The 14910-nt window shown below is 57.1% G+C and carries 15 protein-coding genes; 12 read left to right on the plus strand and 3 right to left on the minus strand.

The window, feature by feature from the left end; translation table 11 throughout:
- Positions 1 to 2 precede the first annotated feature (2 nt).
- Genes flhB through flhF form a run of 3 tightly spaced genes read left to right on the plus strand, consistent with a single transcriptional unit; the run spans position 3 to position 5658 of the window.
- A complete protein-coding gene (flhB, locus tag EKL30_RS00550) occupies positions 3 to 1160 on the plus strand; it encodes a flagellar biosynthesis protein FlhB (protein WP_126705260.1) in 1158 nt (385 codons plus the stop codon).
- A complete protein-coding gene (gene flhA, locus EKL30_RS00555) occupies positions 1160 to 3271 on the plus strand; it encodes a flagellar biosynthesis protein FlhA (protein ID WP_126705261.1) in 2112 nt (703 codons plus the stop codon). The genes flhB and flhA overlap by 1 nt, the downstream gene beginning before the upstream one ends.
- The gene (gene flhF / locus EKL30_RS00560; RefSeq protein ID WP_126705262.1) at positions 3268 to 5658 is read left to right on the plus strand and encodes a flagellar biosynthesis protein FlhF; all 2391 of its coding nucleotides are present in this window, start codon (positions 3268 to 3270) and stop codon (positions 5656 to 5658) included. The genes flhA and flhF overlap by 4 nt, the downstream gene beginning before the upstream one ends.
- Positions 5659 to 5782: 124 nt before the next feature.
- On the opposite strand, the gene EKL30_RS00565 is transcribed toward flhF, so the two are convergent.
- The 3 genes from EKL30_RS00565 to flgA all read right to left on the minus strand — a co-directional run bounded on the left by EKL30_RS00565 (position 5783) and on the right by flgA (position 7393).
- Positions 5783 to 6259 carry a flagella synthesis protein FlgN gene (locus tag EKL30_RS00565; RefSeq protein WP_126705263.1) on the minus strand — a complete coding sequence of 159 codons (477 nt, stop codon included), beginning with the start codon at positions 6257 to 6259 and terminating at the stop codon, positions 5783 to 5785.
- A 5-nt stretch (positions 6260 to 6264) separates the two neighbouring features.
- Positions 6265 to 6558, minus strand: a complete 294-nt coding sequence (gene flgM / locus EKL30_RS00570) for a flagellar biosynthesis anti-sigma factor FlgM (RefSeq protein ID WP_126705264.1) — start codon at positions 6556 to 6558, stop codon at positions 6265 to 6267.
- A gap of 124 nt (positions 6559 to 6682) precedes the next feature.
- Positions 6683 to 7393 carry a flagellar basal body P-ring formation chaperone FlgA gene (flgA, locus tag EKL30_RS00575; RefSeq protein WP_126705265.1) on the minus strand — a complete coding sequence of 237 codons (711 nt, stop codon included), beginning with the start codon at positions 7391 to 7393 and terminating at the stop codon, positions 6683 to 6685.
- 187 nt (positions 7394 to 7580) lie between these two features.
- On the opposite strand from flgA, the gene flgB reads away from it, so the two are divergent.
- The 9 genes from flgB (at position 7581) to flgJ (ending at position 14828) form a co-directional block, all read left to right on the plus strand.
- A complete protein-coding gene (gene flgB / locus EKL30_RS00580) occupies positions 7581 to 7988 on the plus strand; it encodes a flagellar basal body rod protein FlgB (RefSeq protein ID WP_126705266.1) in 408 nt (135 codons plus the stop codon).
- Between the two features lie 31 nt (positions 7989 to 8019).
- Complete coding sequence (gene flgC, locus EKL30_RS00585) at positions 8020 to 8436, plus strand: flagellar basal body rod protein FlgC (RefSeq protein ID WP_126705267.1); 417 nt, start codon at positions 8020 to 8022, stop codon at positions 8434 to 8436.
- Positions 8437 to 8478: 42 nt separating this feature from the next.
- Positions 8479 to 9156 carry a flagellar hook capping FlgD N-terminal domain-containing protein gene (locus EKL30_RS00590; RefSeq protein WP_126705268.1) on the plus strand — a complete coding sequence of 226 codons (678 nt, stop codon included), beginning with the start codon at positions 8479 to 8481 and terminating at the stop codon, positions 9154 to 9156.
- 69 nt (positions 9157 to 9225) lie between these two features.
- Positions 9226 to 10413, plus strand: a complete 1188-nt coding sequence (gene flgE / locus EKL30_RS00595; RefSeq protein WP_126705269.1) for a flagellar hook protein FlgE — start codon at positions 9226 to 9228, stop codon at positions 10411 to 10413.
- A gap of 12 nt (positions 10414 to 10425) precedes the next feature.
- Entirely contained in the window at positions 10426 to 11172 is a 747-nt protein-coding gene (gene flgF, locus EKL30_RS00600) for a flagellar basal-body rod protein FlgF (RefSeq protein WP_126705270.1), read from the plus strand.
- 44 nt (positions 11173 to 11216) lie between these two features.
- A complete protein-coding gene (flgG, locus tag EKL30_RS00605) occupies positions 11217 to 12002 on the plus strand; it encodes a flagellar basal-body rod protein FlgG (RefSeq protein ID WP_126705271.1) in 786 nt (261 codons plus the stop codon).
- 3 nt (positions 12003 to 12005) lie between these two features.
- Positions 12006 to 12692, plus strand: coding sequence for a flagellar basal body L-ring protein FlgH (locus EKL30_RS00610; protein WP_126705272.1), 687 nt, complete (start codon positions 12006 to 12008; stop codon positions 12690 to 12692).
- 78 nt (positions 12693 to 12770) lie between these two features.
- Complete coding sequence (locus EKL30_RS00615; protein WP_126705964.1) at positions 12771 to 13838, plus strand: flagellar basal body P-ring protein FlgI; 1068 nt, start codon at positions 12771 to 12773, stop codon at positions 13836 to 13838.
- Positions 13839 to 13847: 9 nt separating this feature from the next.
- Positions 13848 to 14828 carry a flagellar assembly peptidoglycan hydrolase FlgJ gene (gene flgJ, locus EKL30_RS00620; protein ID WP_126705273.1) on the plus strand — a complete coding sequence of 327 codons (981 nt, stop codon included), beginning with the start codon at positions 13848 to 13850 and terminating at the stop codon, positions 14826 to 14828.
- Positions 14829 to 14910 lie beyond the last annotated feature (82 nt).

A 14910-nucleotide genomic window follows, 5' to 3' on the forward strand; every position in this document is an offset into this window, starting at 1 on the left:
GAATGGCAGAGGACAGCGACCTCGAAAAAACCGAACCGGCCTCTCAGCGGCGCCTGGAAAAGGCGCGTGAAGAAGGCCAGGTCGTACGTTCACGCGAGCTCAACACCTTTCTGTTGTTAGCAGCTGGCGTGGCGATGCTATGGTTCGGTGGCGCGCAGATGTACCAACGCCTTAACGGTATATTGCGCTCGGGTATGTGGTTCGACCTGCGCGTAACGCGCGACACCAATGTCATGTTGTCCGTGGCGGGAAACTCGGCGCTCGAGGCCTTGCTGGCGCTGGCGCCCTTGTTCGTCTTGCTCGTGGTTGTGGCAATTTTCGCGTCAGTCATCCTGGGTGGATTCATGTTTTCGACCAAGGCGCTCGAGCCCAAGTTCGAGCGTCTTAATCCGTTGAAAGGCGTGAAGCGGATGTTTTCCGCGCAAACGGTCGTAGAACTGATCAAGACGCTGGCCAAAGCCTCGGTTATCGGTACGGTCGGGGCAATGGTCATCTGGCACTATCGCGACCGGATGTTGTCGCTGATGCACACCACGCCGACCGAAGCTCTGACAACAGGAATGGGCTTGGTTGCGCTGTGTTGCACCTTGATTGTGTCGGCGCTGATTCTGATCGTATTGATCGATGCGCCCTGGCAGCTTTTCAGCCACTTCAAGAAAATGCGGATGTCCAAGCAGGACGTCAAGCAGGAACACAAGGAAAGCGATGGCGATCCTCATGTCAAAGGCCGGATACGTCAGCAACAGCGCGCCATGGCGCGGCGTCGCATGATGTCTGAAGTACCCAATGCAGATGTCATCGTTACCAATCCGACGCACTATGCGGTGGCGTTGACCTATACAGAGGGGCAGGGTGGCGCACCGAAGCTGGTGGCCAAAGGTACAGGCCTGGTGGCCGCGCGTGTACGCATGGTTGCGGCCGAACACAATGTGCCGGTACTTAGCGCTCCGCCGCTGGCGCGCGCACTGTACCACCACGTGGAATTGAATCAAGAAATACCCGCCGAGCTGTATTCGGCCGTTGCCGAAGTGCTGGCCTGGGTGTTTCAATTGCGCAGCTGGAATTTGGGAATGGGGATAGAACCCCAGATGCCTTCCCGCTTGATGGTCCCTCCAGAGCTTGATCCCGAGGGTAAACAAAAGGTTGCGACAAACGCATAATGAATAGTTTCTTTGCTTTACTTAAGGCCAACGGCGGGCAACACGCTCGATTGATGGCGGGTCCGATACTGATCCTGATGGTGCTTGGCATGATGATCCTGCCATTGCCGCCGTTCATTCTCGACCTGCTCTTTACCTTCAATATCTCGCTCTCGGTGATGATATTGCTGGTCGCCATGTTCACCAAAAAGCCGCTGGATTTCGCTGCGTTTCCGGCCGTGCTGCTGTTCGCCACCTTGTTGCGCCTGTCGCTTAACGTGGCCTCGACCAGAGTGGTGCTGTTACATGGACACAAAGGTCCAGACGCCGCCGGGCAGGTGATCGAAGCCTTCGGCCACTTTCTGGTGGGCGGCAACTTTGCCGTCGGTATCATCGTATTTGTGATCCTGGTGATCATCAATTTCGTGGTGATCACCAAGGGTGCCGGGCGTATTGCTGAGGTCGGGGCCCGGTTTACTCTTGATGCCATGCCGGGCAAGCAAATGGCGATCGACGCCGACCTGAATGCCGGCCTGGTGGGTGAAGATGATGCCCGGCGCCGACGTCAGGAAGTCGCCCAAGAGGCCGAGTTCTATGGCTCGATGGACGGCGCCAGTAAGTTCGTGCGCGGCGATGCCGTGGCAGGGCTGCTGATCATGGTCATTAACATTATCGGCGGGCTGATCATCGGGGTGGGGCAACACGATCTTCCCTTCAGCGAAGCCGGTCGTGTATATACATTGTTAACCATCGGCGATGGCCTGGTCGCGCAAATTCCTGCGCTAGTGATATCGACGGCCGCCGGTGTGGTGGTGTCGCGGGTGGCGACTGACCAAGACGTTGGCCAGCAAATGGTCAGCCAGTTGTTCGCCAACCCCAATGTATTGTTCATCACGGCTGGCATCATGGCGTCCATGGGTCTTATCCCCGGCATGCCCCACGTTGCCTTTCTTGCGCTGGCGGCGGCGATGGCAGGCGGTGGCTGGATGGTGTGGAAACGCCAGCAGGCCGAAAAAGCGGCCGAAGCGCAGGAACCACACAAAGCCCAGGAGGCCGTCGAGGCCGCTGCAGCCGAAGCCAGCTGGAGCGACGTTGCGCTGGTCGATCCGCTGGGCCTGGAGGTCGGCTACCGACTGATTTCGCTGGTGGATCACGCACAGAACGGTGAACTGTTGCACCGCATCCGCAGTCTGCGCAAGAAGTTTGCGCAGGACGTCGGCTTCCTGCCGCCGGTCGTGCATATACGCGACAACCTGGAGCTTAAGCCTAACGATTATCGTATTTTGCTGTCTGGCGTGGAAGTCGGAAAGGGAACGGCCACCCCGGGGCAATGGCTGGCCATCGATCCCGGCGGCGTCACCATGAAATTGCCCGGTAATATCACGACCGATCCGGCCTTCGGCTTGCCCGCGGTCTGGATCGATGTCAGCTTGCGTGAACAGGCCCAGATCGCGGGTTACACCGTTGTGGACGCCGGCACGGTCATCGCCACGCATTTGAATCACCTTATGCACCGATACGGCGGCCAGTTGCTGGGCCGTCAGGAAGTTCAGTCCTTGCTGGATCATGTCGGCCGCGAAGCGCCCAAGCTGGTCGAAGACCTGGTGCCCAAAACCATCACCCTTACGCTCTTGCAGAAACTATTGCGTGGTTTGCTGGCCGAGGAAGTGCCAATCCGCGATATGCGTAGCATTATCGAATCGTTGGCGGAACAGGCTCCGCGCCTTTCGGCGCTTAATCCCAACGGCACGGGGCCGGATCCGGCCGAACTGCTTGCCTTTACCCGTGTGGCCCTGGGCCGTGCCATTACGCAGCAATGGTTCCCTGGCGATACCGAATTGCGCGTGATCGGCCTGGACCCAAGGCTGGAGCGGGTGCTGACACAGGCCATGACCACCAGTGGCGCACTTGAACCCGGGCTGGCTGAAAGCGTATTGAACGACGCCCAGCGCGCCGTCCAGGTTCAGGAAGCCAATGGCGATGCCACGGTGCTGGTTGTGCCACCCGTACTGCGGGCGTCCTTGTCGAAATTCTTGCGTCATCACTTTCCCCAGATTGGGGTGCTTTCCAATGCGGAAATTCCAGATGAACGCATCTTGCGTATAACGGCTGTAATAGGTGGGGCGGCGTGAACATAAGTCGTTTTGTTGGCAGTACCAATCGCGAAGCCCTTAGGCAGGTGCGCCTGGCGCTCGGGCCCGATGCTCTAATCGTTTCGAATAAACGAATCAATGGCGGGGTTGAAATACTTGCCACGGATTCAAGCTCCATACAAAGTGCCAACGACAGGGCTGACGCCGTCCAGGCCGCTGGCAGCGCCCCAGGACAACTGCTTCAAGCAGCGCCTATGCAGCAAAGACCAGCGCAAGCGCCGTCGCACATGCCACCGCTTCAAGCCGGCACCGACGTCATGGGCGCCATAGGCGAAATGCGTGGCGCCCTTGAAAATCGTATTGATGAGCTGCTGTGGGGCAATCAGTTACGGCGTGCACCGCAGACGGTGTCGCTGTTCCAGACCTTGCTGGGCTTCGGGTTTAGCACCGCCTTATTACGGGCCATGTTGAAACGGTTGCCCGAGCAGCTTTCGCCCAAAGCGGCATTCCAGTGGGCGCGTAACGAGCTGGCGACGCATTTGCCCGTGCTGAAAAGCGAAAACGACTTATGGACGCCGGGCCTGGCGCTGGCGCTGGTCGGACCCACTGGGGTCGGTAAAACCACCACGATTGCCAAACTGGCTGCACGTTGCGTTAAGCGCGCGGGTCCGGATGGCTTGGTGCTGCTGACCACAGACACCTATCGCATCGGCGCGCACGAGCAATTGAAGATCTACGGTCAGCTTATGCGGGTTCCCGTCCATGTGGTGCAGAATGCGACCGAGCTGCGCCAAGTCATGCAAGGCATTCGCCCCGATCAAACGATTCTTATCGATAATGTCGGCATCAGTCAGCGCGACCGGTATATTCCCGAGCAGGCAGCCATGCTGGCCGGATCGGGTCGCCAGGTCAGCCGACTGCTGGTTCTTAATGCGTCGAGCCACGGCGATACGCTGGATGAGGTCGCCCGCACCTACAGCAATGACGGCGGCTCGCCGCTGAAGGGCTGCATTATCACTAAGGTCGACGAGGCCAGTCGCCTGGGCGCGGCGCTGGACACGGCAATACGCTTTCAGCTACCCATTCATTACGTCTCGAACGGACAAAAGGTGCCGGAAAATCTGGCGTTCTTGTCGGCGGCCGAACTGGTCGACCAAACCTTGGTCAACAATCAGCTGACGCGCGCCTTGTACGCGCCGACCGAGGCCGACTTTGCGGCCCTGATGTCGATGGCTAAACCGCCCGAAGACGACACGAAAGCCATCGCAGCCGAAAGCCGCCGCAAGCGTTTGCTGCCCGGCCTATTATCCATGGCTGCCGAAACCGGCGCGCGTTTGTCGATGGATGATCTGGAGGGGGCATGCGCTTATATCGACGCGGAAGTCGCTACGTCGGAAGCCTATGATTTATGGCGCAGTCATACCGGGGCCGCAGCCGACAGTACTTCATTGTCCGCCTATATTGAACACATGTTGCGCGTGGTGCAAAGCGAAATATCGGATCGCGGCCATCACCATATCTTGGCGATGCACGAACAAGTAGCAGTCAAGTCGCCTGCCGGCAGTACCGGCCATTTACGGGCCAGCTTGTTGTTTACCGATAAGGGCGAATCGCTGACCAGTTCCATGCAGCAAATCAATTTTGCGGATGGCTGGCAATCGTCCTGCGGCGCCAGCGCTCAGCTAGCGCCCGTAGCCGGCGAAGCCTTGCATCACCAGATTCAGTGGCTAAGCCATCACCCGGCTAAATTGCCCCTGGTGCATCTGTTCGAAGGCGGCACCCATGCCTTGTGGCGCAGAATATCGGCGCTTAGTGTCCAGTGGCTTGCACAATGCACCGCCACCACGCGAATCGAATTCGATTCCTGCGCCACAACCGTCGGCGCACTGGCTAAGACACTGCATCATCGTCCGGTCGAGCATCCCGCCTATTCCGCGGCATTGCTTGATATTGCCAGCGTTCCCGCAGCCGGTGTGGTCTTGTGGGTTGGAAGCGAAACGATCGAAGTCGTCGCCCGCCAGCAAAGCCCGCTGAAGCTGCAGCTGATTTCGGTCCGTGTCGTTAGCCGTGCCGATGGCTCAACCATCAAGACCTTGCACGGTTTAAGCAATATGTTGGCCGCTGATGCAAGCTCCGACCTATTGGGGGCCTGGCTTGTGGCACGGTCAGAAGCGAAGCAGGCGTTACGCTACGTCGCTCGAGCCTGGCAATTGCTAGCCCAGCGCGACGACGCCGAATCTGTGCAAAAGAAAGCGCTGAATGCGGTCCAGCTGGGTTGCGCGGCATGGCAATACAAGCAAGACCCCGAGGCGCATTTGGCGCGTCGCGTGGGGGCCAGTCTTACCGGCAAGCCGGGCTTGCCATCGACCACCGCCGTCCCAGCATTGCTGAAATTGTTTGCGTTAAAAGAGATGGTCGCGACGTAAGCTTTTTGAAGCCGTAGGGGCTGAATCGGTTTCTAGATTAGATTTTGGCGCGAAGCCCAAGTGCAGACATCACTGCCGAAATGCAGGGAAGGCCACAACCCACGGGTTTGATCCGGGAATGGGATCAACCGGCCTTGAAGGTTTTGCTTGCGCCCTTGCCGCCGCGATTGGCGCGGCCGCTAGCATCGTATAAATTGCCGGCGCCGGTAAGGTTGCGCAGGGTGTCGAGCGCCTGCTGATTGTGACCCAGGAAGGTATCGATGATTTTACCGTTCGAGGCATTCAGGTCGCTGGCCAGTTGGGCCTTTTCAAGCAAGGCCTGGCATGGCGTGCTTAGGGCAGGGTAGGCATCGGCAGCGGCTTGAAGGCCGGCCTTGTCTTCGCTAAACCCCAATCGTGTCAGCAAACCCTGACGCTCGTCGCCAACCATCATCAACTGATCGGCGTACTGATTCTTTTTCTCGGTGGTTTCGCTTAAGGCATCAATGTCGCCGACTTCAGTCAGAACTTGAGCTTCGGCTTTCAATATTTCAATAAAAGCACCAACCAGGTCGACTTCCTGTTCCAGGCACTGTTGTAATTGCGAAACGACCTTGTCCATGGCGATTACTTCAATAAGTCCCGTACGCTCGCGATCAGGCCGTCGGCGATTTTGCTGGCGTCTATTTTCAACTGGCCAGAGGCCAGGGCATCGCGGATTTCATTCACGCGCGCCATATTGATGTCGTTATCGCTATTCTGCAGATTCGATAAATGACGGGCCGTCGAGCTAAGTTCGACCCCGCCTTTGCTGCCCGCCGACGCCGAGGACGACGTCACGCTTGAGCTGGCCACGCCATCAGTCCGCGAGCCGGGAACGCTGCGAGCAGGACTGTTGATAGAGGGTGAGGTGATCTTCAAGGGGGTCTCCGGGGAAAGCCAGGCAATCAGTGTACTGCCTTCGTGTATCTTTTTACGGCCGCGCTTCGGGAAACTTTAGCCAGACCGACTGGTTTTACGGAATCTTACGTTGGTGCGTTCATGGTTACAACACCACCAGGACCGTATTCGAGTTGAGTACCGTGCCACTGACGATCTGCCCGGAACTCGACTTTACCTGTATCTGGGTGCCGGGTGCGCCGCTTTGCAGCGCGGTGCCTTCCCCTGTAGCGACGAAACCGACGCCGCGCGCTTCAGTCCGAACCGCTTGACCCCGCTTGATGGAATCCGGGTCGCGCAAGGCACTGGCTTTGATGGTGCCGCCTGCCTGGATGCGCTGAGCCGCGATATGGCCAATGGCGTGGCTGGGATCGACTACCACGCCGCTGGGTAGTCGCAGCAGGTCGCCTTCACGACCGGTTAAGTCACTTAGCGACAGCGTGTCGCCAGCCTGGATCGTGCGATTGGCGACGTAATAATAGCCTTGAATGCTGATATTCGCCTGCACATAGCTGGTCCAAGCTTGGGGCGCCATGCATCGCACGCCCACCGTCATGCGCGAACGCAGCCGCTGGCCATTGGGTAAAAAAGGCGCGACGTGGTCGCATGCTGCCTGTTGATTGATGCGGGGCGATTCGACCGAAATGCTGGGGGTTCCGGCGTAGCTGCCGGCCTGAGTCTGAAGAAAGTTTTCGACTTCGGCAGCCACGATGGCCGGATCCTGCCCCGGCAAGGGTGCACCAGCCTGCGCAAAAGCGGCAGCGCTACACAGCAGGAAGGGGGCAGTCAGGGCAAGCAGGGTGGGAAACTTCAGCATGCCCACATTTTATAGAAGGGGCAGGTGTGGCATGCCGGGAATTGGCTGATAAATGCTGGCTTAATTCATACTTTAGCAAGCCAGGCCCCACATTACTATGCTGTTATATGAGCGGCAAAGGCCGTTATAGTGGTCCAGTGCCTGCGGACATGTATAGCAGGCATCGTTATTACCTGGTGAGTGGCAAATGATCGATCGGATCGGTGAAGACCTGGGCTTTTATCAAAAGGCCATCAATCTGCGCCAGCAGCGGCAGGAAGTATTGGCGGCAAATATCGCCAATGCCGATACCCCCAACTACAAGTCGCGCGACTTTGATTTTAGCTCGGCGCTGAAAGATGCCATGGGCAATGGAATGCGCCTGCCCGATACCAGCCTTGCACTGACATCGGCACGCCACATTCCCGCCAAAGCCGTTACGCCTGACCCGGCTCAATTGCTGTATCGCCAGCCGCTGCAACCCAGTCTTGACGGCAATACCGTCGACATGGACGTTGAACGCGTGCAATTTGCCGACAACACCTTGCGCTACCAAACCGACTTGACCGTCATATCGTCTCGAATCAAGTCCCTGATGGCTGCATTACAGCAGTAAACGCTGCTGAACTGAATTAACAGGAAAATCCATGTCCACGATGAGTATCTTTGAAATCGCCGGCTCAGCCCTTACCGCGCAATCGCAGCGCATGAACGTGACGGCCAGCAATATGGCCAACGCCGACAGCGTGGCAGGTCCAGACGGCAAGCCCTATCGTGCGCGCCAAGTGATTTTTCAGATGAATCCCGTGCCCGGTCAGGCCTATTCGCAATCAGTGGGCGGCGTCAAAGTGGCTTCGGTGGTGGAAAGCGCCGCGCCGCCACGCTTGCAGTACGACCCCAAGAATCCGCTCGCCAATGCCGATGGGTATGTGGCGATGCCCAATGTGGATGTGGTGGCAGAAACGGTCAACATGATCTCTGCCTCACGTTCTTATCAAGCCAATGTGGAAGTCATCAATACGGCGAAAAGCCTGATGATGCGCACCTTGTCCATCGGTCAGTAAGGCCGGAGGCCTTGCTTTTGACATCCTTTACGGAGTTCCCAAGTGACAACAGTTAATAGTGCGACATCAACAGCCCTTGCCAACGCCGGTGCTGCGACCACCAAGCTGGTCGACGAAACCCAGGACAGATTCCTGACCTTGCTGGTTACCCAGCTGCAGAATCAGGACCCCTTGAACCCGATGGATAACGCCCAGGTTACGTCGCAAATGGCGCAGCTTTCCACCGTCAACGGCATTACCCAGTTGAACAACACCTTGCTGGCGTTGTCGGGGCAGATGGACGTTTCGCAGTCCATGCAGGCCGCCAGCCTGATCGGCAAAGACGTTCTGGTTCCAGGCACCAAGATTTCAGTGGGTACATCCCCTGATGGCATCACCAAAAGCACACCGTTTGGTGTGGACGTTATCTCCGGCGCGGCCAACGTCACGGTCAATGTGCTGGATTCCAGCGGCAAGGTCGTGCGCAAGATTGATTTGGGCGCGCAGGAAGTCGGCGTCATCTCGGTCGAATGGGACGGTAAAAACGATATGGGCGCGGCCGTCACCGACGGCGCCTACACCGTGTCGGTCGTTGCTACCGACGCCAATGGCGCAGCGGTATCGGCCGATGCGCTCACCTACGGCAGGGTTAACAGCGTAGCGTACACGGCCAACGGCTTGGCGCTAGATCTGGGCTTGGCGGGCAAGCATTCCCTGCTGAATCTTCGAAAAATTATGTAGTTGCGGCAACTTGCGCGGTAGCCAACAGCGCACCGCATTACTAACACATTAAAGAAAACGAGGTTAATCATGGGTTTCGGACAAGGTTTAAGCGGCTTGAACGCTGCGGCGCAGAATCTGGATGTTATCGGCAACAATATCGCCAACTCCGGTACGGTGGGCTTTAAGACGGCAACGACCACGTTCGCCGATGTCTACGCCAATTCCCGCGTGGGCTTGGGTACTGCCGTTTCTGGCGTTAATCAGCGCTTCACAGTAGGCACTCTGTCCACTACTGGCAATCAGTTTGATATGGCGATTGATGGGCCGAAGGGTTTGTTCCGGGTCGAGGATACCAGCGGGAACGTGCTTTACACCCGCAATGGCCAATTTTTTGCTGATAAGGACAGCTTTATTGTTAATGCGCAGGGGCAGCGTTTGACGGGCTTCGAGCCTAATGGAACTACTCCATTGCCTATTAAGGTTCCCCTCGGCAATATTGCTCCTGTCGCAACCACAAAAGTCACGACCCAGACGAACTTAGATGCAACTCAAGCTATACCAACTGATACCGTTTTTGGTCCTGATAAACCGGCGAGTTATAACCACTCATTGCCAGTGACTGTGTATGATTCATTGGGTAACTCGCACCAGTTGACACAGTATTTCGTCAAAACTGCGGCCAACGCCTGGGACGTGCATTATCGATTAGACGGTAATCCATTAACGACAGGTTCCCCGGCAGCATTAACATTTAATACGAACGGTACCCTTACAACTACGCCCACTGCTGTCACGCTCACAGTGACTCCCGCGGCAACGGTTTCAACAGCAGCTCCCATGACAATTAGTCTAGATTACGACAAATCGACACAGTTCGGAGGGCCGTTCGCTCCTACCTTTACCGCAAATGGTTCTACGACAGGCGAATACGCCAGCATGGCCATTGCATCCGATGGCGAGATTGTCGCAAGCTATACCAACGGCGAAACCCAGACATTTGGTTACCTTGCCCTGGCAGATTTCAAGAACCTGCAGGGCTTGAAAGCCGTGGGCGGGAACGCCTGGGCGGAAACTTCCGACTCAGGTCAGCCCATCATAGGCCGGCCCGGTGAAAACAGCTTTGCAACCATAGTTGGCCAGGCGGTAGAAGAATCAAATGTGGATTTAAGCCAGGAATTGGTCAATATGATTATTGCGCAGCGTACTTATCAATCCAATGCGCAGGCTATCAAGACCCAGGATCAGATCATGCAGACTCTGATCAACATGCGCTAAGCCGGCATATAAATGGATCGCATTATCTACACGGCCGCGGGCGGCGCGGCGCGCGTGCTGGAGCAGCAGGCTGTTATCAGCAACAACATGGCCAACGTCAGCACCACAGGCTTTCGCGAACAGATCGCGATTTACCGATCGGTGCCGGTGGTCGGCCAACCTGGCCTGCCTACCCGCGTCTCTACTGTCACGGCCACGCCATCAAGTAATTTTGAACAGGGCGTCATGGCCGAAACCGGCCATGCACTTGACGTCGCCGTAACGGGCGATGGCTGGTTCAGCGTGCAGACGCCTCAGGGCGAAGCCTACACACGTGCCGGTGAACTGGCCGTAAACCAGGACAACCTGCTGGTTACGCAGCAAGGTTTGCCTATTCTATCGGCCGACGGTGCGCCGGTAGAAATTCCCGATCGCGGTACGGTAACGTTTTCGAATGACGGACAGATTTCTGCGCTGGGCGCAGGCGATAACCCGAACGACATTCAAATGCTCGGGCAACTGAAACTAGTCAACGCGCCTGCCGGATCGTTGGTGCGCGGCGACGATGGTTTGTTTCGGACGGCCGATGGCCAGGCATTGGACGTTGATCCGGCGGTGCGAATGATCTCTGGCTTCGTAGAAAAAAGCAATGTGAACCCGGCGGAAGCGATGGTGAGCATGATTGCCAATGCTCGCCGCTTCGAGATGCAAATGAAAGTGATACAGGATGCCAGCGCCAATGCCGAGCGCGCCAATTCCATCCTGTCGACCAACGGTTAATGTTGTATTCAGTGCCGGCCTTGCCTGCACCTTAAGGAAAGAAAATGATTCGTTCGCTTTGGATCGCCAAGACTGGTCTGGAATCGCAACAGACCAATATGGATGTCATCTCTAATAACCTGGCCAACGTCAACACTGCCGGGTTCAAGCGCAGCCGTGCCGTATTTGAAGATCTGATGTATCAAACGATACGCCAGCCTGGCGCGCAAGTAGGGGCGGCCAATCAGCTCCCTTCGGGCCTACAGGTTGGCACCGGTGTGCGTACCGTGGCCACCGAGCGCATTCACACCCAAGGCAACGTAAAAGAGACTGGCAACAGTCTTGATATCGCGATTCAGGGCAAGGGCTTTTTGCAGGTGGAAATGCCTGACGGTACCTTCGCCTATACCCGCGATGGCAGCATGCAGGTCGACCAGAACGGTCAGTTGGTAACGGCCGGTGGCTACCCCATCCAGCCGCCCATCAATATTCCTGACAATGCCTTGTCGTTAACGATTGCGCGCGACGGCACGGTATCGGTAACGCAGCCCGGTGCCACTGGCATCAATGTACAAATCGGCCAGCTGCAACTCAGCACCTTTATCAATCCCACCGGCCTGCAAAGTGCTGGAGAAAACCTGTACGTAGAAACCGACGCTTCCGGCCCGGCTAACTTTGCGCAGCCCGGACTTGACGGTGCTGGCCTGGTGCTGCAGCAGTACACGGAAACGTCTAACGTCAACGTCGCCGAAGAACTCGTCAACATGATCACCACCCAGCGCGCCTACGAAATGAACAGCAAAGCGGTGCAGACTTCCGATCAGATGCTGGCACGCCTGACGCAACTGTAAATAATGCTTAAACGCCTTGCCCATTTATTGCTTTGTCTAACGGTAGCCATGTTGTCGGGTTGCGCGCTCATGCCGCCCGAGCCCGTGGTAACCGGGCCATTGACTGCGACGCCGCCCCTACCGCCATTGCCGTCTGCAGTGGCCAATGGTTCGATCTACCAACCGACCGCCTACGGCAATTACCCGTTGTTTGAAGACCGGCGGCCGCGCAATGTTGGCGATATCGTGACGGTTGTCATTCAAGAAAAAACCAATGCGGCCAAGAACGTGCAGACCACCACTGATCGCAGTGGTAGTGCCGGTTTTGCGGTAGAGATGGCTCCTGCCTTCCTGCCGGAGGAAATCGGTGCCAAGCAGAATTTCGACATCAACGGCTCAAATGCGTCGCAGGGCAAGGGCTCGACGAGGGCTGACAATACTTTCTCTGGCACCCTGACGACGACGGTGATCGGCGTCCTGCCCAATGGCAACCTGCAAATTGCCGGCGATAAGCAAATTGCCATCAATCGGGGCAGCGAACATATACGGTTTTCCGGCGTGGTCGATCCGCGCTCGGTGACGGGTTCCAACACCGTTTCGTCGACCCAGGTCGCGGACGCACGCATCGAATTCCGCAGTAAGGGCACCATGGACGAGGTGCAGACCATGGGTTGGCTGCAGCGCTTCTTCCTGAATGTTTCTCCGTTCTAATAAGGTAAGGTTTTGACTTCTTCTTTTATCAGCGTACTGTTCGGACAAAGCCGGCGGCTAGCCATCGGTGCGCTGTGCATGCTGGCTGTTAGCGCGGCCCACGCCGAAAGAATCAAAGACATCGCATCCATACAAGGCGTGCGGGCTAACCAATTGATCGGCTACGGACTGGTGGTCGGTCTGGACGGAAGCGGCGACCAAGTCAGGCAAACGCCTTTTACGCAGCAGAGCCTGACCAATATGTTATCGCAGTTGGGCGTTACGGTGCCGCAAGGCACCAATATGCAGGTGAAGAACGTGGCGGCTGCCATGGTAACCGCCAGGCTGCCGGCCTTTGCGCAGCCGGGTCAAACCGTTGACGTTGTTGTGTCGTCCATGGGAAATGCAAAAAGCCTGCGTGGCGGCACACTATTAATGACGCCCCTGAAGGGCGCGAACGGTCAGGTTTACGCGATTGCGCAAGGCAACTTGCTGGTCGGCGGGGCAGGCGCCTCGGCCGGCGGTTCCAGTGTTCAAGTTAACCAGCTTAACGGCGGAATTATTTCCAACGGCGCGATTATCGAGCGCAGCGTACCCACGACTTTCGCGCGCGACGGCATCGTCAATCTGGAATTGAATACCACCGACTTTGGCGCCGCGCAAAATATGGTCGCAGCCTTGAACAAGCGCTTCGGTACCCATACGGCACAGGCGCTGGATGGCCGCGTCGTTCAAGTGCGTGGCCCGCTGGACCAAGCCGCCCAGGCTGCATTCTTGTCGCAGGTAGAAGATTTACAAGTCACCTTGCCGCCGGCGCGCGCTAAAGTGGTCATCAATGCGCGTACCGGCTCCGTGGTAATGAATCGCACAGTGACTATAGAAGAGGCTGCCATCGCCTACGGCAATTTGTCGGTGGTTATCAGCCAGGAAGCACAGGTCAATCAGCCTGACACCCCATTTGCCGGCGGTCGGACGGTTGTAACGCAGAATACCCAGATTGAAATGACGTCCGACAAGGGCAGCGTACAGCGCGTCAACACCAGTGCGAATCTGGCTGATGTGGTCAAGGCCTTAAATGCCTTGGGTGCTACGCCTCAGGATCTATTGTCGATCCTGCAGAACCTGAAAAGCGCGGGCGCATTGCGCGCCGACTTGGAAATTATTTAGGGTCGCCATATGTCGCTAGTACAATTCACCCCGCTTCCCAGCGAACCCACTGTTTCAACGCTGGACTTCAACGGTCTAAATGGTCTGAAGCGCGGTGTGCGCGACGGTGCGGCCGCGCCGCTGGACAAGCAAAAACAAGTGGCACAGCAGTTTGAGGCGTTATTCATCCAGCAGATGATGAAGCAAGCTCGCCAAGTGTCGACCACGCCGACCTTGTTCGACAGCCAGCAAACCAAACTGGCGCAAAGCATGAGCGACGAACAAATGGCTTTGCAGTTGGCGAATCCCGGCATCGGCTTGGCGCAAGCTTTACTGGCGCAGATTCAAGGCGGTAATGGAGGGGCCGTAAGCCTACCAGGCAGCACTTCCGGAGTGCCGGAATTAGCGGCTTCACGCTTGCCGGCCTTGCGTTCACGCGTGGGAGAAGGGCGCCGCAATGATGCAGGGTCGATATCCGACCTGATCGATATGCTCGCCAAAAACCCGCTGAGCGAAAAAATATACTCTGCAATCAAAGGCGCACCCCAGCATATACAGAATTTTGTCTCGAAAATGTCGGATGCCGCCAAGCTGGCGGGAAACCAGAGCGGGGTGCCGGCCAAGCTAATACTGAGTCAAGCGGCACTGGAGTCCGGCTGGGGCCGTCGCGAAATCATGCGCGAAGACGGCACTACAACCCATAACCTGTTCGGCATCAAGGCTAGCCCCAACTGGAAGGGCAAGGTCGTGAACATTATGACGACCGAGTATGAAGACGGTGTTGCGCGCAAGGTGAAGCAGCCATTCCGTGCCTACGACTCGTACGCCGAATCCTTCGCCGACTACGCCCGCCTTATCGGAACAAACAAACGTTATAGCGATGTGGTGGGTGCTGCTTCCGCCGAAGTCGCAGCCCGCAAAATACAAGCTGCAGGCTACGCCACCGACCCCGCGTATGCGGAAAAGCTGATATCCATCATGAGCTACTTCGACACGGGCGCCAAGCGGTGAAATTGAAGCTTAAAGGGCTAAACCTTTTGGGCTTGCTGTCGTTAACGTTATACATAGATTTGATATACGGGTAGCGGCTTGA

It is taken from the genome of Candidimonas sp. SYP-B2681, from assembly GCF_003971065.1.
In the GTDB taxonomy this organism is placed as follows: Bacteria; Pseudomonadota; Gammaproteobacteria; order Burkholderiales; family Burkholderiaceae_B; genus Pollutimonas.